The organism is Streptomyces sp. NPDC017448, assembly GCF_044330565.1.
In the GTDB taxonomy this organism is placed as follows: domain Bacteria; phylum Actinomycetota; class Actinomycetes; order Streptomycetales; family Streptomycetaceae; genus Streptomyces.
In genome coordinates this window covers 354,994-376,397 of sequence record NZ_JBIRLM010000003.1, presented here as the reverse complement: position 1 = coordinate 376,397, position 21,404 = coordinate 354,994, and the positions used below count along the sequence as shown (strand labels likewise).

The following is a 21,404-nucleotide window of genomic DNA, read 5'->3' as shown; positions in this document are numbered from 1 at the left end:
CCCGCCGTACGCGGAGGGGGCGCGGGCCGCCGCACGCGGAGGGGGATGGAGCGCATGGGGTTCGCGCGCCCCGCCCTCCTCGGCCGTGATCCCTGCCCCGGGTGCGTGCGCCCCCGCACGCCGACGCCCGGCGTGCGGGGGCGCGTGCACTCCAGGGTGGACACCTCCCGCGCGTGTCCACCCTGGAGTTCCGTGGTGCGGCTTCCCCGCCGCCCCGGTCCGAACCCGGTTAGAAGTTCGCCGCTGCGCGCTTGTCGCCGCCGCGGTAGATGGGTGCGGCCTCGGCGACCTTGCGGGCGATCTCGTTCAGGTTGGACTGGATCGCGGTGGCGTCCGCGTTCCACCGGGTCTGGGCGGTGGTGTAGGCCTGCTTCGCCTCGCCCTCCCACAGCTCCGACACCTTGGCGATCATGCTGCTGATCTCCTTGAGGTCTTGAGCGAGGTTCGCGGCCTGCTTCTTGATCTCACTGGACGCGAGATCCAGGCTCGCGTAAGTGACGACCGTCGTACCGTCGTTGTGTGCCATGGGGTCCTCCGTCGAATCCGGGTTACGGGGTGGGGGTGAAGGTCAGAAGTTGTTCAGGCTGGACTTGGGCGGCGTGTAACCCTCCACGACGTCCACGCCCTGAAGCGCCTGCCTGATCTCGTCCTCGTTGTCGCCCGAGATGGTGCGGGCCGCCTTGATGGCCTCCTGGAAGCTGAGGAGCTGCTTGCCCAGGCTGACCATGCGGTTGTTGATCTCGGTCTGCTTCGTGTTGAAGTGGTTGGCGCCGATGCCCTGCCACTTGCCCTCGAGGTTGTCGATCGTCGCGTGGAGGCTCTTGAGCTGGCTCTTCACCGATTCGAACTTGATGGTGAGGTCGCCCTCCAGCTTCAGGAGCGCGGCATCCGAGACCTTCTGGTCTGCCATGGTTCTCTTTCCCTTTCGGTTGGTTCTGCGCGGCCGGCACGGATGGCCGGCCGGTACAGGCGGAACGTGCGGGTCAAGCGGCCTTGCGCCTGCGGACCACGGCGTACGCGATCCCTCCGAGCACGGCCACGGCTGCGGCGACTCCGAGGACAAGGCCCGTCCGCCCCTCGTCGCCGGAGGGCTCGGGCCCCCTCGCCGCCACGGACTTCTCGCCCTCCGCGCCGTTCCCGGCGGGGTGCGGCGAGGCGGGGGCGGAGGGGGCGCCCTGTTCGGCGGAGGAGGTCGTCCTCTTCCTGGTCAGCGGGCTGACGTCCGGGGCGCCCGGGTCGCCCTTGCCCTTGAGCACGCTCATGGAGGGGCGGATCAGCCCGTGCCCGAGGTACTCGCTGCGCGTGCCGTCCTTCCAGTCGCGGGCGGCCGTGTCGAAGAGGACGTTGAGGACTTGGTTGGCGGTCCAGTCGGGGTGGAGGGACCAGACGAGGGCGGCGGAGCCGGAGGCGATGGCGGTGGCGGCGCTGGTGCCGCCGTCGCCGTCGCAGTAGCGGTTGAAGGTGTTGTCGCACCACCTCGGGACGTCGCTCCCCGGAGAGGCGACATCCGCCGTGCCCGCGTGCTGGGAATAGAAGGAGACCTTTCCGGCGCGGTCCGCCGAAGCGACACCGACTACTTCGGGGTAGGCGGCGGGGTACTCCCGCTTGTTCTGCTGGTGCCCTTCGTTCCCTACGCCTGCGAAGAGCAGCTTTCCCTTGCTTTCGGCATACTTGATCGCTTCCTGTTGCCGAGGCGAGACGCCATAGCCACCGAAGGACATGCTGATGATCCGGGCCTCGCTGTCGGCCGCAGCCCGGATGGCACGCGCGATGTCGTCGCTCCCCCGGGTGTGCTTCTCCTGGAACTCGTCCAGGCCGACGCGCAGAGGAATGATCTCGGCTCCCGGGGCGAGTCCCTTCAGACCGCCTCCTTTGCCCGTCCCCGCGATCAGCTCGGCCATCGTCGTACCGTGACCGTCGTAGTCGTCGGTTTCGTCGCCCGGCGCCCCGGTGGCGTCGACCCCCTTGAGAACCTGCCCCCGCAGCGACGGCGTGGACGAGTTCACCCCTGAGTCGATGACGGCGACCTTGACGCCCTCACCGACCGTGACCTTCCACATGTCCTCGGCCTGCATCGCGCCGAGGTACCACTGCTTCGCCTGGGTGTCGGCTGCGGCGGGCTGCGCCGCGCCGGCGAACACCGCGCTCCACGAAGCAACCGCAGCCACCGCACCGAGCACACGCGCGCGCCTCGGAGGACGGCCCACTCCTGCTGTCATCCCGGCTTCCGAACCTTCCCTGGGCTGCTACTCGACCACCGGCGGCACGGTTCCGCGCCGGACGGCGTTCCACGTCTCTTCGTCTTCTGTCAGGTAGTCGGGACGAGTCGATCCGTTGTCCTCGTCCTCGCGCCCACTGTTCCGGCGGCCCGCGGGACCGCGCACGAGCCCCGTGCCACCGGCTGTGAAGCCCTGGGTGTTCGGACCGCCTCCCGCAGCCTTGCGGGCAGCACCCACGACTCCGTTCGCCCCGGGAGCGGGGGCGGTCCGTCCTCCGGCGCGAGAGGCGGCGGCCGAAGGCCCGCCTCCGCCGATCACTCCTCGCCGGCCGGCGCCTCCAGCAGCGGCTCTGCCCGAGGAGGCGGGCTGGGGAGTCCCGCCGACGATGCCGTTCCCCCCTCCGGCACGCGGCACGCCGACCCCGGACGTCCCGCCTTGGCCGACCATGGGCCGCCCGCCGGTCACACCGGCATGGCCCGCGGTCGGCGACTGCGAGCCGCCCGGCGGACGTCCGGTGAAGGGAGAAGCCCCGCCGCCCATCGGCCCGGGACGACCGACCACGGGGCCGCCCGACCCCTTGGCGGCAGGACCTGCCCCGGTCGGCTGGGCCTTACCCATGCCCAGCCCGGGCTGACCGGCCGTTCGCGGCATGCCCGTGGGCCCCGTCGTACGCTGCGTACCCGGGTGAACAGGGTTCGTCAGACCCAGCGCCACGGGCGGCGCCGCACCGGGCGGCCCTGCCGGGGGCGTAGGAGCGGGAGACGGAGGCGTGCTGGTGGCCGGCGGCGGATTCTGTGGAGGTGCGACGCTGTTGATCTCCGTGGCTGTGTTCCCCTGCAGCACCGGCGCAGGCCCGAGCGTTTCCACCTCGGGGCGGCCGTGAGAGGGGTTCGTCGCTTCCGGTTCCCCTGTGACAGGACGCACCGAATAGCTCTGACCTGGACCGCTCCCCGCGATCGATCCGTCGCGGGACGACCCCTCGGGGCCTCCCGGCAGCCCAACCCCTCCCACAGGGGGCGGCATCTCGATGTCGAGGCGCTTCTCGAACCGCGGCGGCTCCTGCCCCTCCAACCGCTGCCCCGACACCGAGTAGTACGAAGCCAGCCGGTTGATCTGGTTGATGGCCTCCTGGCGGTTCTTCTCCACCTTGAGGGCGGCCTGGTACTCCGGGTTGTCCGCCGTCCGGGCCGGGAGTTCGATGTCGTCCGGGCTCTTGCGGAGCTGGCGGCCGTCCCGTGGCGGCATGGCGCTGCGTACGGAGGCCAGGCCGGTGCCCGCGACCGTGATCTGGGTGCCGGCGACCTCCGCGAAGTCGCCCAGCTCGCGGGCGTGGGCGACCAGGCCCTTGCCGAAGGCGCGGAAGGCCGTGCCGGACTCGCCCTGCCAGTCGACCCCTTTGAGGTACGTGTCCAGCTCCTCCGCGGCCTTCGAGATGGCGTCCCTGGCCGCCCAGAGCGCCTTGCCCGCGCTCTCCAGGTCTTCCGGCCTGGTGTTCTCCACCAGGTCGATCATGGTGTTGAGTTCGACCCCCTCGAAGGAGGTACGGCCGGTGGGCGGACCGGCGAAAGGCACTCCCTTGCGGACGGCCTCGGAGATGTCCGTCTGCGCGATCTGGATGGTGACCTGCGCCCGGTCCTGCACCCGCTGCTCGGCGGGCGTCAGCCGCTCCGGCCTCTCGTCGCTCATTCCGCTCCCCATCCGCCCTTGACCTGCTTGTCCTGGTTGGTCGGGCCGGTGTCGGCGCTCCGGTCGCCGCTCTCCTCGTACAGGCGCGCCTGGATCTCGTGGAACCGTCGCCTGATGTCGTCCTCGACGTTGTCGAAGCCGACGGCCGCCGCGTGCACGCCCAGGCTCAGGTACTCGATCTGGTCGCCCAGGGCGCGGGAGAGGGCGACGAGGGAGGAGTGGACCCGGTTGTACTGGGTGTAGAGGCCGTCCGCCTCCGCGAAGCAGGTGTTCTGGCCGCTCAGCGAGGCCCGCGAGATCTTCTGGTCGGCGACCTTCGTCCTGCTGCCGGCCGAGCCCTCGAAGTCGACCAGGAGGTCGTCGACGCGTTTCTTGAACGTTTCCAGTGCGCCCACACCGCGCCTGAGGTCCCCCGTACCTTCGGACATCGTTCCGCTCTCCCCGTTCCGCATCCCCGTTTGCTCGAACCGTCCCGCGTTGCTATCGCATCGACGAAGTCCGGCCCGGCCTCACCGCGCCAACTCTAGCCACTGGGTACGACAGCGCCAATCGACTGGAGCACCACGTGACTTGTCTCATGACGGCCTCTCTCTCCCCGATTCCCCGTCACACCCCGTCCGCCGCACGCCCCGTACGTCGCCGCTTGTCCCGTACCGCCACAGCCGTACCCGCGATGGCCGCCACGAGGACGACGCCGCCGACCACGACGTACGTCGCGAGGCGGGCGCTGCGCTCGTCGGCGGTCTCGCCCAGGTGGAGTTCGGCGGGGGTGGGAGCTTTGCCCTTGCTCATGCCTTCGCTCGCGACCGGGCGGTCGATCGGCCTGTCGTCCTCGGTGAGGGCGCGGACCGGGTCGACGACGCCCCAGCCGACCGCGTTGTCGTGGCCGGCGATGGAGCGTTCCGCCGTCTGCTGGATCTGCGCGACGATCTGACCCTGGGTCCACCGGGGGTGCTTCGCCCGGAGGAGGGCGGCGACCCCGGCGACGTACGGGGCGGAGAAGCTGGTGCCGTTGTCGACGCAGTGTCCGCCGCCGGGGACCGTGGAGACCATGTCCACCCCGGGGGCGGCGATGCCGACGAAGTCGCCGGACTGGGAGAAGGGCGCCCGTTCGTTGTTCCGGTCCGAGGAGGCGACCGCCAGCACCCCCTCGAAGGAGGCGGGGTAGGTCTCCTTGACGTTGCCGCCGAGGCCGTCGTTGCCGGCCGAGGCGACGACCACGACGTTCTGTGCCAGGGCCCTGTCCACGGCCTGCTTCAGCTCCGCGGACGGCTTCACGGCGTCGGCGGTGTCCTGGGAGATGTTGATGATGTCGGCGCCGGCGCCGTCCACGGCGTAGGTGATCGCCCGCGCGAGGCTGTCGGTGTTCCCGTGGCCCTCGGCGTCGTTCTGCTGGATCGGGATGATCGTCGCGTCGGGGGCGAGACCGGTGAAGCCGGTGCCCTCCGCCTCGCGTGCGGCGATGATGCCGGCGACCTTGGTGCCGTGGCCCACGGTGTCCGTGGTGCCGTTCTCCTTGCCGCGCTCGATCTTCACGCCGTCGGGGGTCTTGAGGCCCTTCGGCAGGAAGTTGCGGCCCGCCTTGACGTCCACGGCCGACGTGAGCTGGTCGTTCCTGATGTCGACGCCGGTGTCGATGACCGCGACGCGTACGCCCTCGCCGGTGGACTGCTTCCACAGCTCGTCCAGGAGGACGCGCTGCAGCGACCAGGGGCGGCCCGGGTACTTCTTCGACGGGAAGGTGCACCGGGTCGCGTCGTCCGCGGCCGCGGGGTGCGCCGGCAGGGTGACCAGGAGGACGGCTGCCGCCGCCGCGGCCGTCAGCAGGCGGCGGGCGGCGGGGCGACGGGCGGCGAGGCCCCCGGGGCGCTCCGTGTCGGTCGCCACGTTCACGAACCCTGCGGCTGGCCGGCGGCGCCGGTGGAGAGCCGGGGACCGGTCGGCAGGAGGGCGGACCAGGCCGCCGGTACGGGGCTGGGGTCGACGCCCTTGTAGCCGAGCCGGTTCTGCGCCTGCTGCGCCTCCTGCTGCCGGGCCTCCCGGTCCTCCTCCCCGCCGGACTCGCCGATGCCGGACCTGCCGTCCCGGCCGCTGTCGCTGTTGGACTGCATCGCGTAGCGCAGGCCGGTGTCGGTGACCAGGAAGAGGAACCCCGCGCTGGTGGTGGAGCCCTTGAACTGGCGGAAGAACTGGCCCGAGCCGGGCGTGACGTAGGCGCTGCTGGAGCCGGTGGGGAGCGGGGCGGGGAAGCTCGTGCCCGCCCAGGTGCTCAGGGTGGTCGCGCCGCTGTCGGCGTCAACACCACGCAGGACGTTGCACACGGTGTTGCGGCTGCCCTTCTTGACGTCCGGGGAGTTGACGGGCTCGGGGCTGCTGACCGGCCAGTCGCTCTTCTGGTTGAAGGGGGCGCCCGGTTTGATCTCGCCGGCGCTCACCGGCTTGGCGTTGCCCGCCTGCTTGAGTGTCACCAGCCGGCGGCTGCTGAGCAGGAGCTTGGCGGTGAAGTCCGAGACGGGGGCGACCCTGCCCGGCAGGACGACGTAGCTCTGGGTCCTGGTTCCCGCCGTGGCGGTCAGGACCATGCCGACCCGGTTCGACTGATCGTCCAGGATGCCGGGGGCGCCCGCGGGGGTCCCGGGGGTGCCGTCCACGGTCGGGAAGGTGATCGGGTCGCCGGTGTGGAGCGTGGCCAGCCAGGCGGCCGAGACCCGTTGGGGCTCGGAGTCCTGGCCGACCAGGGTGCGCAGGAGCAGTTCGTCCTTGCCCACGGGGTAGGCCTTGCCCGCGGCGTCCACGATGTAGCGGGTTCGATCCGGTCCTGGTCCCTCGACGTACATCAGCTCACCGCCGCCCAGGGCGTTCTTCCCCTCCGTCTTGTCCTTCTCGCGCTCGGCGAAGACGAAGGTGGCCTTCTGGATGGCCCTGCCGCCCTCGCCGGGCCGTTCGCAGACCGCCCAGCGCTTGGCGGCGCCCGCTTCCTCGGCGGCGGGCAGCCGGTCGGGGGCGTACGGGATGCCGAGGGTCGCCCCGTGCGGAATCCTGCCGCTGTCCAGGACGGACTCGTCGACGTTGACGACGGCGCCCTTGTCCGGGGCGAGCAGGAGCTTGGCGGACGCCATGTTCAGCACGGGGTGCAGCTGCTTCTTGCCGTCGGTCTCCAGCACCACGTACCGGGTGGTGGACTTGCTGGCGATGATGACGTGTTCCTTGGGGGTGTCCCACTTCTGCGGCGCGACCGGCTTGAACATGCCCCAGGCGCCGAAGACGGCGAGGACCACGACGGCGACGACGGCTCCGGGCACGACCGCGCGCAGCGGCCGGGGGGCGCCTTCCTCGGAACCGGTGGGGTTGGGCTGCAGGAACTGCGCGATCAACCTCCGCTTCGCAAAGGTGTAGGCGTTGAGCTCGTCCCGCCGTGATGCCATGTCGTCCGCTGCCCCTTCATCCCCAGTGAGCAGACAGGGGCCCACACGCCCCGTCGGCCCCCGTTGCCGTACCGCGCCCCTACTATGCCTGCTGGGGTTCGGCTCCCTGTGCTCAGGTAGGGTGACGACCCGGTCAACACCCGTGTAGAAAACGGTGAATACGGACACGAGGGGGGCAACGGGGCGATGGGTGCAGCCACGCGTGAGCGCACCGGGAGGGCCGGGCGGCGAGCCTCCGGGTCTTCCCGGAGGCAACGCAGCAACGAGCCGCCCGCGCAGCCCTCCGGCCCCGGCGCCCCGGCCTCGCGCACCGCACCCGCGGCGACGACGCTGCGGTCGATCTCGCGGTCGGACCGGGTACGCCCGGTGCTGCGGCAGCTGGTGATCGTCGAGACGGGGCTCGCGATCGCCGCCGTGGGCGCGGCGCTCGGCGGGGCGTGGCTGATCCCCTCGCTCGTGGCGCTGTGCCTGCTGGTCGCGCTCGCGGTGGTACGCCGCCGGGGCCGCGCTCTCCAGGACTGGGCGTCGACCGCGCTCGGACTCCGCGCCCGCCGCCGGTCCGCCGCCGCCCCGCCGCCCGGGGACGCGGAGCCGATGCTGGCCCCGGTCGCGGAGAGCGTGCCGGGCTTCGGCCCGCAGGTCTATGTGGACCGGGCGCACCGGACGGTGGGCATGCTGGGCGACGGCACGTTCCTGACCGCCGTGGTGCGGGTGCAGGCGAGCGGCGAGTCGTTGCGGCCCGCGTTCGGGGCGCGGTCGCTTCCGCTGTCGCTGCTGGGGGACGCCCTCCAGGTGGACGACATCGTGCTGGAGTCGGCGCAGCTGGTGCAGCAGGTGCGGTGCGCTCCGGCCCCGCATCTGCCGCAGCAGTCGGTGGCCCGGCTCTCGTACGCGCCGTTGCAGGACCGGACGGGCGCACCGGCGCTGCGGATGACGTGGGTGGCGGTGAAGCTCGACCCGGAGCTGTGCCGTGAGGCCATCGAGGCCCGGGGCGGCGGGGTGGAGGGGGCGCAGCGCTGTCTGGTGCGCGCCGCGGACCATGTGGCGAGCCGGATCACGGGCGCCGGTTTCCACGCCGCCGTGCTCGACCAGGACGAGCTGAACTCCGCCGTGGCCACGTCCGCGTGCGCCAACCCCATCCTGTCGGGGCGGGCGGGGCGGCCGGACGCCGCACCGCAGCGGCGCACGTCGGAGACCTCCCGGGTCTGGCGGTGCGACGACCGCTGGCACACCACGTACGCGGTGGACCGCTGGCCCGAGTTGGGCCGGGGGGCGACGCCGCTGCCGCAGCTGGTGGCGCTGCTGACGTCGGTGCCGGCGTACGCGACGACGTTCAGCCTGACCGTGCGCCGCGGGATGCGCCAGGGCTCGACGCGGGTGGCCGGGCACGTCCGGGTCACCGGTGGTTCCGACACCGAACTGATCGGTGTCAGAAGGACGTTGGAGCAGGCCGCCCGGCACGCCAAGGTGGGCCTGGTGCGGCTGGACCGCGAGCAGTTGCCGGGCGTGCTGGCCACGCTCCCGCTGGGAGGAGCGGAGTGAGCATCCGGACCGAACTCCGACGCGGGCTGCGCGGCCCTCGTCACGCGGGCCACACGGTGGCCGCGGACCACCTCGGCGCGTTGTCCCTGCCGGTCGGCGACGACGGCGTGATCATCGGCAACGACGCCAACGACACACTCCAGTTGATCGGTTTCCACCGCCCGGTGCCGTACGACGTCACGCTCATCGGCGGACTGTGGACGGCCCAGGTCCTGGCGCTGCGGGCGGCGGGCACCGGAGCGCGGGTGGCGGTCGAGACCGGTCGCGTCCAGGCGTGGACGACGCTCGCCCGGGCGGCGGGCGCCGGGTTGGAGTGCGTCTCCCTGTACGACGTGGGCCGGGTGCCGCCGACCGGGGCGACCGTGGGCAGCCCCGTGGTCGTGGTGCGGGACTGCGGCATGCGTCCGCCGCGCGGCCGGGTGGTCTCCTCGCCCTGGCAGTCCGTTCTGACGCTGCTCCCCTATCTGAGCCCCGTCGCACCGCGGTTGATGCGGTCGTCGGCGCTGGTCGGCGTCCAGCGGGTGTCGCCCGGCGAGGCCGAGCAGATCGGCCGCATCCTCGGGCTGGCCCGCGCCGAGTACGAGGCGCTGCCCACCCTGGCGGACGGTGTCACGCTGTGGGTGGCGGGAGGCGAACACCACTGGGTGATGACCAACCCGACGGACGCGGAGACCGGCCTGCTGGGCACGGCTCGCCGGATGGACTGAATCCCGTCCGTTCACCCCCCACGCACCCCTCCCGCCAGGGAACATGGGCACGCAAAGTTTCCGTTCGATCGAAGGGACGCCGTCATGGGCACCCAGCAGGAAAAGGACGAGCTCTACGCTCTCGACATCTCCGACGTGACGTGGCTCAGCGCCCCGGGCACCGAGAAGGACGAGGAGCGGGTCGAGATCGCGCATCTGCCGGGTGGCGCCGTCGCCATGCGCTCCTCGCTGGACCCGGACACCGTCCTGCGGTACACGGAGGCGGAGTGGACGGCGTTCGTCCTGGGCGCTCGCGACGGGGAGTTCGACCTCAAGTAGGCCCGGCGCCGTACGGCCGGCCGCTCCTCCTGGGCGGGTTTGACCCTGCTTGCCCGCCTCGCCGTTGCCGTTCCGTCGCACCCCCTTCACCGGGGGGTGACGCCCCGGCGGCGGGGCGGGGTTCGCCGTACACCACGCCCTGCCTGAGTTCACCGGATGGCGATTAGGGTGGGTGGGACGCGGCAGGAGAACCTGCGTGCAGGTGATGCGCGTCGCAAGGGGGAGAGCCGGGCGGACCGGCACATCGGGAACGGTCGCCCCCACCCACCACGGCACAAGGGTGCTCGACCACACCAGGAGGCAAAGTGAACAGCGATCGGGACGAGACCCGCGGCGGATGGGACCTGCCCGTCGACGAGTCGTCCGACGCGGAGCCCGCCGAGATGACGGGTGAGTTCACCATCGACTACACCCCTCCCGCCTGGTACACGCAGAACGCGGCGGGGGACTCGTCGGGGGGAGCGGGTTCGCACCTGGCGCCCCCTCCGCCGCCGGTCGGGGCGCCGTTGTCGTCGCCCGGCCTGTCGGCGGCGCCCGGCGGTTTCGACTCCGACTGGACGTCCGCACCGGCGGCGCCCGCCGAGCCCGCCCCCCTCCCCGAGTCCGCGGCGCCCTCCGTCCCGAAGGCCCCGGACTCCCCCGCGGCCCCGGACGCTCCAGCCGGTTCGGCCGCCGGGAGCGGGGAGACCGGCGCTTTCGGCGGCGGCGATGTGGAGAGCGGCGCGACGATGCGGTTCTCGCCCGGCGCCCTCAAGCGGGAGATCGCGGAGCGGGAGGCGGCCGCCGCCGGACCGGACTCCGCCGAGCGGCCTGATCCCACCGGTGGGTCGGGGACCGTCGCCGCTCCCGGTACGGACTCCGTCGCCGGTTCCGGCCCCGGCGCTGCCCCCGCTTCCGCTTCCGGCGTGAACGGTTCGTCCGGCGTCGGAAGTGAGGACGGCCCGGCCGAGGGCTCCGCCTCCGGCACGGGCTCCGAGGACGCGTCCCCTTCCGGTACGGACTCCGAGCGGTCCCCCTCCCCCGCCGCGCTCACGGCCGCGGACCCCGCAGCCGACTCCCGGGCGGACGCGGCCCCAGCCTCCCGGGCGGACGCGGTCCCGGCGGGCGCCGAGGACAGCGGTACGCCCGGAGCGGGCGGCGCCGGGGCCCCGAACGCCGGTGACGCCTCCGCCGCGGAGCCGCAGGACGCGGCCCCCCAGGACACCGCGCCCCGGGACGCCGCACCTCAGGACGCCCCGCAGGCCGCCGCCGCGCCGGTGCCGTGGTCGCCGCCCGCGCAGGGCGGCGCGCTGCCGCCGTTGCCGCCCGCCTTCCAGCCGGCCGCTCCGTCGCCCTCCGCCCCGCAGCCCGCAACGCAGTGGCCCGGTTCCGCTCCGGCCGACCAGCCGGGCGGCGGCTACGGCTTCCCGCAGGCGGCCCAGGCGCCCCACGCCCCCCACGCGGCTCAGCCGCCGCACCAGCAGCCGTTCCCGGACCGGTCCGGTCCCGGCGCACCGCTTCCGGTGCAGGCCCCCCAGGGCGCGGGTGGTTACGGCTTCCCGCCGCAGGACGGCTACGGCTTCCCCCAGCCGGGGCAACCGGGTCAGCCGGGTCAGCCGGGTCAGCCGGGTCAGCCGGGCCAGGATCACCCGGCGCCCCCGCAGCAGGGCCGGCCCGGTCAGACGCCCGGGGCCCCGCAGCCGCACACGCCCCTCCCGGCGCAGGGCGCCGCTCTCCCCGCCCCCCTCGCCCCGCAGCAGCCGATGCCGTACGGGCAGCAGCCCCCGGCCCAGCCGCAGCAGCCCGTGGATCCGCGCGCGGGCGGCGCCTGGCCCACCCCCGTGGCGCACGACCAGCGCGAGCGGTCGGTGCCCGGCGCCCCCCTCGGGTACACCGCGGCCGTCGAGCTGTCCTCCGACCGGCTCGTGCGGGGCAAGCAGAAGGCCAAAAGCAGCCGCAACCCCTCCGCCGCCTCCCGGTTCAAGCTGGGCGGGAAGAAGGAGGAGGCCGAGCGGCTGCGCAAGCTGGAGCTGATCCGCACCCCGGTGCTCTCCTGCTACCGGATCGCCGTCATCAGCCTCAAGGGCGGGGTCGGCAAGACCACCACGACGACCGCGCTGGGTTCGACCCTGGCCACCGAGCGGCAGGACAAGATCCTCGCCATCGACGCCAACCCGGACGCCGGCACGCTGGGCCGGCGGGTGCGCCGTGAGACCGGGGCGACCATCCGCGACCTGGTCCAGGCGATCCCGTACCTCAACTCGTACATGGACATCCGCCGGTTCACCTCGCAGGCGCCCTCCGGTCTGGAGATCATCGCCAACGACGTGGACCCGGCGGTCTCCACGACCTTCAACGACGAGGACTACCGGCGCGCGATCGACGTGCTCGGCAAGCAGTACCCGATCATCCTCACCGACTCGGGCACCGGGCTGCTGTACAGCGCGATGCGCGGGGTGCTGGACCTCGCCGACCAGTTGATCATCATCTCCACGCCCTCGGTCGACGGTGCGTCCAGTGCCTCGACGACGCTGGACTGGCTCTCCGCGCACGGTTACGCCGATCTGGTGCAGCGTTCGCTCACCGTCATCTCCGGCGTCCGCGAGACCGGCAAGATGATCAAGGTGGACGACATCGTCCAGCACTTCGAGACGCGGTGCCGCGGGGTCGTCGTCGTACCGTTCGACGAGCACCTGGCGGCGGGCGCCGAGGTCGATCTCGACATGATGCGGCCCAAGACCCGTGAGGCGTACTTCCACCTCTCGGCCCTGGTGGCCGAGGACTTCGCGCGGGCCCAGCAGCAGCAGGGGCTGTGGACGGCGGACGGCCAGAACCCGCCGCCGCAGTTCGCTCCGCCGATGCCCGGCCGGCAGGACTACCCGGCATCCGGTCAGCACGCCCCCGGCCGGCCCCAGCCGGGCCAGCCCTACCAGGGCCAGCCTGGACAGCCCGCCCAGCCGCCCTACGGCCAGCAGGTCCCCGGACAGCCCGGCCACGCCGGTCAGCAGGTCCCCGGCCTGCTCCCCTACACCCCGCAGCAGCCCGGCCCCGGGCAGCCCTACCCGCCGCAAGCCTCCCAGGCCCCCCAGCCGCACCAGCCGGGCCAGCCGGGCCAGCCGCAGCAGGCGCACCAGGCGCACCAGCCCTACGCGGGGCAACAGCCCTACGGCGGACCGCCGCCGTACGGGGGATATCCGGCCGCCGGTCAGCCGGGTGCGCCCCAGCCCTCCTACCTTCCGCAGCCCGCCCCCGGCGGCGCCGGGCAGGGGTGGCCCCAGACGCCTCCCCCGCAGGCCGGGCCCGGTGCGCCCGGGGCCGGGACGCCGCAGCAGGGGCAGCCGCAGAGCGGGCAGGCCGACCCGGCAGGCCGGCCCGAGCCGCAGGGCCCGGTGCCGCCCGCCGACTGGCAGCAGACGCCTCCGCAGCAGCAGCCGACACCTCCGCAGCAGGGGTGACGGCGGGCCGCCGACCCGGCGGAAGTGGACTGGACCAATGAGGGCTCGCATCGCTCACGCGGTGCGAGCCCTTCCGTATTCCCGCAGCCCACACGCGGTTTGACAGACCGTTGACGAGGCTCGACCCCCGCTGATAGACCTTCGCTTCACCAACTGGCGATCCAGAGCTCTACCCGCCTTCTCCAGCGAGTGATGACGCGAGGTCCCCGTCCATGGTCACAAGAGTTCCCCCCCACTCCTTCCGGCCACGCCGACGCCTGCACCTCCTGCCGGCCTCCGGCGTGGCCGCCCTGGCGCTCACCGCCGGGTCCGTCGTCCCCGGAAACCTGCTCGCCCCCGCCCCCTCCGAGGCCCGCGCCGACGGCGGGAAGACCACCCTGACGGTCGCCGTCGCGCAGAGCGTCGACTCGCTCAGCCCGTTCCTGGCGCAGCGGCTGCTCAGCACGAGCGTCCACCGGCTGATGTACGACTACCTCACCAACTACGACCCCAAGGACAACAAGGCGATCCCGGGCCTCGCCACCGCGTGGGAGCCCTCGGCGGACAAGCTGACGTGGACGTACACGATCCGCTCGGACTCGAAGTGGTCCGACGGGCGGCAGGCCACCGCCGAGGACGCCGCCTGGACGTTCAACACGATGATGACCGACGAGGGCGCCGCGACCTCCAACGGCAGCTTCGTCGGCAACTTCGAGAAGGTGACCGCCCCCAGCAAGGACAAGCTGGTCATCAAGCTCAAGGAGCCGCAGGCCACGATGGCCGCGCTCGACGTGCCGATCGTCCCGAAACACGTCTGGGAGAAGGTCGGCGACTTCTCGAAGTTCAACAACGACAAGGAGTTCCCCGTCGTGGGGAACGGTCCGTTCATCCTGACGGACTACAAGGTCGACAGCTACGTGAAGCTCAAGGCCAACAAGGACTTCTGGCGGGGCTCGCCCAAGTTCGACGAGCTGGTCTTCCGCTACTACAAGGACCAGGACGCCGCCGTCGCCGCCCTGCGCAAGGGCGAGGTCTCCTTCGTCGCGGGCAGCCCCAGCCTCACCCCGGCCCAGGCCGCCTCGCTGGAGAAGGCCCCCGGCATCAAGGTGAACGACGCACCGGGCCGCCGCTTCTTCGCACTCGCCGTCAACCCCGGGGCCCGTACCAAGGACGGGCAGAAGTTCGGGGACGGCCACCCGGCGCTGCTGGACCAGAAGGTGCGGCACGCGCTGTTCATGGCGGTCGACCGCAAGACCATCATCGACAAGGTCTTCCAGGGCCACGCCGTCGAGGGCGAGGGGTACATCCCGCCGCGCTTCGGGGACTACTTCTGGAAGCCCTCGGCCGACCAGAAGCTCGCCTACGACCCGGCGAAGGCGTCGGCCCTGCTGGACGAGGCCGGGTACCGGAAGAACAGCGCGGGCAAGCGCGTCGGCAAGGACGGCAGGCCGCTCGACTTCCGCATCCTCTGCCACGCCACCGACCCCAACGACAAGGCGATCGGCAAGTACCTCCAGGAGTGGTGGGGCGAGCAGGGCATCGGGCTGAGGGTCGACTGCCTCGACAACGTTTCCGACCCCTGGTACGCGGGCGAGTACGACCTCGCCTTCGACGGCTGGTCCGTCAACCCCGACCCCGACTTCGTCCTCTCCATCCACACCTGCGCCGCGCTGCCGGCCAAGCCGAAGGAGACGGCGGCGACCGACAACTTCATCTGCGACAAGCAGTACGACGAGCTCTACAAGAAGCAACTGGCGGAGTACGACCCCGCCAAGCGGGCGGATCTGGTCAAGCAACTGGAGTCGCGGCTGTACGACACCGGGTACATGAACGTCATGGCGTACCCGAATGCCGTCGAGGCGTACCGCACCGACCACATCGAGTCCATCACCACCATGCCGTCGGCCGCGGGCAACATCTACGGCCAGGACGGCTACTGGAGCTGGTGGTCGGCGGTCCCGGCCGCCGGGGCCTCCTCCTCCGGTTCCTCCGACTCCGGCTCCTCCTCCACCGGGGTGCTCGTCGGGATCGGGATCGCCGTCGTCGTCCTCGCCGGTGGCGGACTCCTGTTCGCCATGCGTCGCCGCTCCACCGCGGAAGACCGTGAATAGTCCATGAGCTCAGAAAGCACCCCCGCCCTGGTGAAGGGCGCGGCGGGCGTGGAGAGCGCCGCGTCCGCCGGCCCGGCTCCGGCCGGGCCGGCGGCCCGCTCCCCGCGCTCCCGCTCCGCCGCCGGCTACGCCCGCTACGCGGCCGGCAAGCTCGCCGGGGCGGCCGTCTCCCTCTTCGCCGTCCTCGTCACCAGCTTCTTCCTCTTCCGGCTGATCCCCGGCGACCCGGTCAAGCAGATGACCGGCGGCCGTCAGGTCTCGACCGAGCAGATCGCGGCGATGCGCCGTGAATTCGGGCTCGACCTGCCGCTGTGGCAGCAGTTCACGCAGTACTGCGGAAAGGCGCTGACCGGCGACTTCGGTACGTCGTACCAGTTCCGCGCCCCGGTCATGGACAAGATCACCGAGGCGCTGCCCGCCACCCTGCTGCTGACCGGCACCGCCTTCGTGATCTACACCCTGCTCGGCATCTGGCTGGGCGCCCGCTCCGCCTGGCGTAACGGTTCTGCCGGGGACCGGGCCAACACGGCGCTGGCGCTGACGCTGTACTCGGTGCCCTCGTTCTGGCTCGGCCTGCTCCTCATCATCACCCTGTCGGTCGGGGTCGGCCCGATCCCCGGCCTCTTCCCGACCGGCGGTATGGAGTCCGGGAACACCGAGGGCTTCGACCGGGTGCTGGACATCGCCCATCACATGGTGCTGCCCGTCGTCACGCTGGCCGCCGTGGAGTACGCGCGCACCCTGCTGGTGATGCGCTCCTCGCTGCTGGACGAGATGGGCAGCGACTATCTGACGACGGCACGCGCCAAGGGGCTGCGGGACGACCTCGTCCGCCGGAAGCACGCCGTGCCGAACGCGATGCTGCCGACGGTGACGCTGCTCTTCGTGAACCTCGGTACGACGGTGGCCGGGGCGATCCTGGTGGAGACGGTCTTCTCCTGGCCGGGCCTCGGCGGCCTGTTCTACCAGGCGCTGAGCGTGCCCGACCTGCCGTTGGTGCAGGCGCTGTTCTTCGTGTTCGCCTCCGCGGTGATCCTGATGAACACCCTCGCCGACGTGATCTATCCGCTGCTCGATCCCCGGGTGGGCCGATGACGACGTCGATGGAGAAGCCCTCCGAACCGCGGGAGCCGGAGCTCGGGAAGCCTTCCGGCGAGCCCGGGAAGGCGGCCCCCGCCCCGAGCCCGCGCGCCCTGACCCGGGCCCGGCGGCGGCAGGCGGTGGTCCGCTTCTGGCGGCAGTACCGCACGCACCGCACCGGTCTCGTCGGCCTCGGCGTGCTCGCGGTGATCGCCCTGCTGGCGGTGACCGCCCCCCTGCTGGTGGGGGCCGGTTCGCAGAGCGTGACCGACGCGCCGGGCGGCCCGATGGAGGCGCCCAGCGGTGAGTTCCCGCTCGGCACCGACCAGTTCGGGCGCAGCCTGCTCGCCCTGATGCTGTGGGGCACCCGGGTCTCGCTGACCGTGGGGCTGCTCGCGGCGTTCCTGTCGGTGGCGATCGGCACGCTGGTCGGGATCACCGCCGGGCACTTCAAGGGCTGGTACGCCACCGTCGTCATGCGGGTGACGGACTGGTTCCTGGTCATGCCGACCCTGGTGCTGGCGATCGCGCTGGCCACGGTCCTGTCCCGGTCGGTGTGGACGACGATCCTGGCGATCGGCGTGACGACCTGGCCGACCACCGCCCGCCTGGTCCGGGCCCAGACGCTGTCCGTCGAGTCGCGCCCGTACATCGAACGCTCCCGGGCGCTCGGCGGCGGGCACGGGCACATCATGTCCCGTCACGTCCTGCCCAACGTGATGCCGCTGGTGCTCGCCCAGACCACGCTGGTGATCTCCACCGCCATCCTCACCGAGGCGACCCTCGCCTTCCTCGGGCTCAGCGATCCCACGATCGTCTCCTGGGGCGGTCTGCTCCAGGACGCCCGGGAGGCCGGCGCGGTCAGCTCCGGCAACTGGTGGTACCTCGCTCCGCCCGGACTCGCCATCGCGGTGGTCGCCCTCGCCTTCACGCTGTGCGGCCGCACCGTCGAATCCGTGCTCAACCCCAAGCTGGGGGTGTCCCGTTGACCGCCACCACCACGACCGGCACGCCGGGCCCGGACCCGTCCGGCCCGCCCGAAGCGTCCCGCCCCGCCGGCGATCCGCCGCTCCTGGAGGTGCGGAACCTGACCGTCACCTACGGCGGCGGGGCCGGCGCCGTCCCCGCCGTCCGCGGGGTCGACCTGCGGGTCGAGGCGGGGCAGAAGCTCGGCATCGCCGGGGAGTCCGGCTGCGGGAAGTCGACGCTGGCCCTCGCGCTGCTGCGGCTGCTGCCCGCGACGGCGAAACTGTCCGGCGAGATCCTGCTGGACGGCGAGGACGTCCTGACCATGAAGTGGGGACGGCTGCGGGCGGTCCGCTGGGCGGGCGCCTCGATCGTCTTCCAGGGCGCGATGCACTCCCTGAACGCGGTGCACCGGATCGGCGACCAGATCGCCGAACCGATCCTGCTGCACGGCAGGACCACCCCGGCGGCGGCCCGCGGCCGCGCGGGCGAGCTGCTGGAACAGGTGGGGCTGCCCGCCGCCCGCGCGCAGGCGTATCCGCACGAGCTGTCCGGCGGTCAGCGCCAGCGCGTGATGATCGCCATGGCGCTGGCCTGCGATCCGCGGCTGATCGTCGCGGACGAGCCGACGACCGCCCTGGACGTGATGATCCAGGCGCAGATCCTGCGGCTGATCGAGCAGCTGGTCTCCGACCAGAACGTCGGCCTGATCATGATCAGCCACGACCTGGCGGTGCTGGCGGACACCTGCGACCGGCTCTCGGTGATGTACGCGGGCCGGGTCGTCGAGGAGGGCCCGGCGCGGCAGGTGTACACCGACGCCCGCCACCCGTACGGCAGGGCGCTCTCCGCGGCGTTCCCGAGGATCGGGGACCTCGCCTCCCGGCACGCCCCGCGCGGTCTGCCGGGAGACCCGCCGGACCCGGCGGCGCTGCCGGGCGGCTGCACGTTCCATCCGCGCTGCCCGGTGGCGCTCGACCTGTGCGCCACCGAGGACCAGGCGCTGCGGGACGCCGGGACCGAGCGCCGGGCGGCCTGCGTCCGGGTGGACGCGTCCTCCGGCGCCCCCGCCGCTCCCACCCCCGCCGGGGCCGACGACACGAGGAGCACCGCATGAGCACCACCCCTCCGGTCGGCGCGGCCCCTCCCCCGGGCCCGGCGCCGGCCGCCGCCCCGCTGCTCAGCGCGGAGAAGCTGAAGGTGGCGTTCCCCGGCCGGCGCGGGGCGGCCACCGCCCGCGCGGTCGACGGCGTGGACCTGGACATCCGGCCCGGCGAGATCGTGGCGCTGGTCGGCGAGTCGGGCTGCGGCAAGACGACGCTGGCCCGTTCGCTGCTCGGCCTGGTCCCGCCCACCTCCGGCCGGGTCGCCTTCGGCGGCGCACCGCTCGACTACGCGGGCCGGGCCCTGAAGGCGTACCGCAAACGGGTCCAGCTCGTCCTCCAGGACCCGAGCGGCTCCCTCAACCCCCGGCACACGGTGTACGAGGCGGTGGCCGAGGGGCTGCGCATCCACGGGTACGCGGGGGACGAGCGGGCAGCCGTCTCCGCGGCCCTGTCCCGGGCGGGGCTGCGTCCGCCGGAACGATTCTTCCTGCGCTACCCGCACGAGCTGTCGGGCGGTCAGCGCCAGCGCGTGGTGATCGCCGGGGCGCTGGTGCTGGAGCCGGAGCTGATCGTGGCCGACGAGCCGGTGGCGTCGCTGGACGCGTCGGTACGCGGTGAGATCCTGGCCCTGCTGCTGCGCCTGCGGGACGAGTTGGGGCTGTCGGCGCTGGTGGTCACCCACGACCTGGGGCTCGCCTGGAACATCGCGGACCGGGTGGCGGTGATGTACCTGGGCCGGATCGTGGAGACCGGCCCGGTCGAACAGCTGCTGACGGCCCCTCGGCACCCGTACACCCGGGCCCTGCTGTCGGTGCTGCCCGAGGCGCAGGGCGAACCGGTCGTCCTGGCCGGTGAGCCGCCGGACCCCTCGAACGTGCCCTCCGGCTGCCGGTTCCACGTCCGCTGCCAGGTCCTGGCCTCGGGCGAGGCGGAGCGGGCGGGGGTGGCCGGGGCGTGCCGCACGGTGGAGCTGCCAGTGCTGAACGGGGGCGGGGCCGCCCAGGTGGCCTGCCACTGGGCGGCGGCGCGCGCCGGGGATGGGGGAGGCGGGGCCGCCGACGTACCGACTGCCTGAGGCCGCTGACCTCAGCGGGTCCGGTAGCGGGCGTAGACCAGCCCACTGGCGAAGGCGCGCTCCTCGACCAGTTCGAGGTCGAGACGCACGCCGTCGGGGAAGAACCGCTTGCCGCCGCCGACCACGCTCGTGGTGATGAACAGGTGGTACTCGTCCACCAGACCCGCCGCGATGGCCTGAGCCGCGAGGTTCGGGCCGTCGACGGTGAGGTCGGCGTCCGCCTCGGCCTTGAGCCGGCGCACCGCGTCCGGGTCGAAGGTCCGCTCGATCCTCGTCCTCGCGCTGGACACCTCATCGAGCGTCGTGGAGTACACGACCTTCTCCGCGGCCTGCCAGTCGCGGGCGTACTGCGCGATGTGCGGCGGCTGGCCGGGCTCGTCGAGCGCCGTCTCCCAGTAGACCATCGTCTCGTACATCCGCCGGCCGTAGAGATAGGTGCCGACCGGCCGGAAGAGGTCGTTGACGAAGGTGTGCACCTCCGGGTCCTCGGCCCCGGCGCCGAGGCCGCCCTCCGCCGCTTCCGCGTACCCGTCGAGCGAGGTGATCATCGAGTAGATGAGCTTGGCCATGGAATTCCTCCGGCTGCGAGCGGTTCGGTCGGCGGGTGCTTCCCGGTGATGACCTCGGGACGGCCCGCAACTCATCGGTCCCGGACGATCCCTCCCCCCGGCCGGCCCGTGCCGCCCCGGCCGGTGCTGGACGGTCCCGGCCGCCGTGGAGACCGCCGCCTCCCGGCGTACGTCTCCGGGGCCGGGGCCCGTCGGCGGGGCGCGGCGCGGTGTCAGCGGGTCCGGTCGTACGCCGCGATCAGCTCGCCGCACCGCTTCACGTCCGCGGCCATCGCGACGAGGAGGTCGTCGATCGAGTCGAACTTCAGCATGCCGCGGACGTAGGCGAGGAAGTCGATGGCCGCGTGCATCCCGTACAGGTCCAGGTCCACCCGGTCGATGGCGTACGCCTCGACGGTCCGCTCGACGCCGTCGAACTGCGGGTTGGTGCCGACCGAGATCGCGGCGGGCATCGACTCGCCGTCCACCTCCAGCCAGCCGGCGTAGACGCCGTCGGCGGGGATCGCGGTGTGCGGCAGGGTCTCGACGTTGGCCGTGGGGAAGCCCAGTTCGCGACCGCGCTGGGCGCCGCGCACCACGATGCCCTCGACCCGGTGCGGACGGCCCAGGATCTCGGCGGCCCCGGTGACGTCGCCCTCCGCGATCAGCCGGCGGGTCAGCGTGGAGGAGAACGGCAGCCCGCCGCCCGCCTCCCCGGTGACGTACAGGTCGATGACCTCGACGGTGTAGTCGTAGGCGGCGCCCAGCTCGGTCAGCAGTTCGACGTCGCCGGCGGCCTTGTGGCCGAAGCGGAAGTTGGGGCCCTCGATGACGGTCTTCGCGTGGAGCCGGTCGACGAGGACCTTCGCGATGAAGTCGGCGGGCGCCAGCTTGGAGAACTCGGCGGTGAACGGCAGGACCAGCACCGCGTCCACGCCCAGCTCCGCCATCAGCTCGGCGCGGCGGTGGTGCGGGGCGAGCAGCGGCGGATGGCTGCCGGGGCGGACGACCTCGCTGGGGTGGGGGTCGAAGGTGACGACGACGGACGGGATGCCCAGCTCACGGGCGCGCTCGACGGCCCGTCCGATGATCAACTGGTGTCCGCGGTGCACACCGTCGTAGGAGCCGATGGTGACGACGCTGCGTCCCCAGTCCTGGGGGATGTCCTCCAAGCCACGCCAGCGCTGCACTGTGACCGCTCCTCGCCC

Annotated in this window: 18 protein-coding genes; 9 read left to right on the top strand and 9 right to left on the bottom strand. The window is 72.7% G+C overall.

Features of this window, described 5'->3' with window-relative positions; translation table 11 throughout:
• Nucleotides 1-229: 229 nt before the first annotated feature.
• The 7 genes from ACH4K1_RS08970 to eccB form a co-directional block, all read right to left on the bottom strand.
• A complete protein-coding gene (locus ACH4K1_RS08970) occupies nt 230-526 on the bottom strand; it encodes a WXG100 family type VII secretion target (protein ID WP_228995024.1) in 297 nt (98 codons plus the stop codon).
• A gap of 42 nt (nt 527-568) precedes the next feature.
• Nucleotides 569-910, bottom strand: a complete 342-nt coding sequence (locus ACH4K1_RS08965; RefSeq protein WP_398087897.1) for a WXG100 family type VII secretion target — start codon at nt 908-910, stop codon at nt 569-571.
• A 73-nt stretch (nt 911-983) separates the two neighbouring features.
• Nucleotides 984-2,219, bottom strand: a complete 1,236-nt coding sequence (locus tag ACH4K1_RS08960) for a S8 family serine peptidase (RefSeq protein ID WP_398087896.1) — start codon at nt 2,217-2,219, stop codon at nt 984-986.
• 27 nt (nt 2,220-2,246) lie between these two features.
• The gene (locus ACH4K1_RS08955) at nt 2,247-3,905 is read right to left on the bottom strand and encodes a hypothetical protein (protein ID WP_398087895.1); all 1,659 of its coding nucleotides are present in this window, start codon (nt 3,903-3,905) and stop codon (nt 2,247-2,249) included.
• The gene (locus tag ACH4K1_RS08950; protein ID WP_398087894.1) at nt 3,902-4,357 is read right to left on the bottom strand and encodes a hypothetical protein; all 456 of its coding nucleotides are present in this window, start codon (nt 4,355-4,357) and stop codon (nt 3,902-3,904) included. The genes ACH4K1_RS08955 and ACH4K1_RS08950 overlap by 4 nt, the downstream gene beginning before the upstream one ends.
• Nucleotides 4,358-4,511: 154 nt before the next feature.
• Nucleotides 4,512-5,792 carry a type VII secretion-associated serine protease mycosin gene (mycP, locus tag ACH4K1_RS08945; RefSeq protein WP_398087892.1) on the bottom strand — a complete coding sequence of 427 codons (1,281 nt, stop codon included), beginning with the start codon at nt 5,790-5,792 and terminating at the stop codon, nt 4,512-4,514.
• Between the two features lie 2 nt (nt 5,793-5,794).
• Nucleotides 5,795-7,330 carry a type VII secretion protein EccB gene (gene eccB, locus ACH4K1_RS08940; RefSeq protein ID WP_398087891.1) on the bottom strand — a complete coding sequence of 512 codons (1,536 nt, stop codon included), beginning with the start codon at nt 7,328-7,330 and terminating at the stop codon, nt 5,795-5,797.
• A gap of 186 nt (nt 7,331-7,516) precedes the next feature.
• Here eccB and eccE point away from each other — a divergent pair, with 186 nt between their 5' ends.
• The 9 genes from eccE to ACH4K1_RS08895 all read left to right on the top strand — a co-directional run bounded on the left by eccE (nt 7,517) and on the right by ACH4K1_RS08895 (nt 19,648).
• Nucleotides 7,517-8,872, top strand: a complete 1,356-nt coding sequence (gene eccE / locus ACH4K1_RS08935; RefSeq protein WP_398087890.1) for a type VII secretion protein EccE — start codon at nt 7,517-7,519, stop codon at nt 8,870-8,872.
• Nucleotides 8,869-9,579, top strand: coding sequence for a hypothetical protein (locus ACH4K1_RS08930; protein ID WP_398087888.1), 711 nt, complete (start codon nt 8,869-8,871; stop codon nt 9,577-9,579). Before eccE ends, ACH4K1_RS08930 begins: the two co-directional genes overlap by 4 nt.
• Nucleotides 9,580-9,663: 84 nt before the next feature.
• Entirely contained in the window at nt 9,664-9,897 is a 234-nt protein-coding gene (locus ACH4K1_RS08925; protein ID WP_073772278.1) for a DUF397 domain-containing protein, read from the top strand.
• Between the two features lie 305 nt (nt 9,898-10,202).
• The gene (locus tag ACH4K1_RS08920; protein WP_398087886.1) at nt 10,203-13,331 is read left to right on the top strand and encodes an SCO5717 family growth-regulating ATPase; all 3,129 of its coding nucleotides are present in this window, start codon (nt 10,203-10,205) and stop codon (nt 13,329-13,331) included.
• 212 nt (nt 13,332-13,543) lie between these two features.
• Nucleotides 13,544-15,421 (top strand): ABC transporter substrate-binding protein, encoded by a 1,878-nt coding sequence (locus ACH4K1_RS08915; RefSeq protein WP_398087884.1) that lies wholly within the window; start codon nt 13,544-13,546, stop codon nt 15,419-15,421.
• A 3-nt stretch (nt 15,422-15,424) separates the two neighbouring features.
• Nucleotides 15,425-16,516 carry an ABC transporter permease gene (locus ACH4K1_RS08910; protein ID WP_398087882.1) on the top strand — a complete coding sequence of 364 codons (1,092 nt, stop codon included), beginning with the start codon at nt 15,425-15,427 and terminating at the stop codon, nt 16,514-16,516.
• A complete protein-coding gene (locus ACH4K1_RS08905) occupies nt 16,513-17,490 on the top strand; it encodes an ABC transporter permease (RefSeq protein ID WP_398087880.1) in 978 nt (325 codons plus the stop codon). Before ACH4K1_RS08910 ends, ACH4K1_RS08905 begins: the two co-directional genes overlap by 4 nt.
• A complete protein-coding gene (locus ACH4K1_RS08900; RefSeq protein ID WP_398087878.1) occupies nt 17,436-18,584 on the top strand; it encodes an ABC transporter ATP-binding protein in 1,149 nt (382 codons plus the stop codon). Before ACH4K1_RS08905 ends, ACH4K1_RS08900 begins: the two co-directional genes overlap by 55 nt.
• On the top strand, nt 18,581-19,648 hold the full coding sequence (locus ACH4K1_RS08895) for an oligopeptide/dipeptide ABC transporter ATP-binding protein (protein ID WP_398087877.1): 1,068 nt from the start codon (nt 18,581-18,583) through the stop codon (nt 19,646-19,648). The genes ACH4K1_RS08900 and ACH4K1_RS08895 overlap by 4 nt, the downstream gene beginning before the upstream one ends.
• Before the next feature lie 11 nt (nt 19,649-19,659).
• Here ACH4K1_RS08895 and ACH4K1_RS08890 read toward each other — a convergent pair whose 3' ends face one another.
• A complete protein-coding gene (locus tag ACH4K1_RS08890) occupies nt 19,660-20,217 on the bottom strand; it encodes a dihydrofolate reductase family protein (protein WP_398087875.1) in 558 nt (185 codons plus the stop codon).
• 212 nt (nt 20,218-20,429) lie between these two features.
• Entirely contained in the window at nt 20,430-21,386 is a 957-nt protein-coding gene (locus tag ACH4K1_RS08885; RefSeq protein WP_398087873.1) for a bifunctional riboflavin kinase/FAD synthetase, read from the bottom strand.
• Between the last annotated feature and the right edge of the window lie 18 nt (nt 21,387-21,404).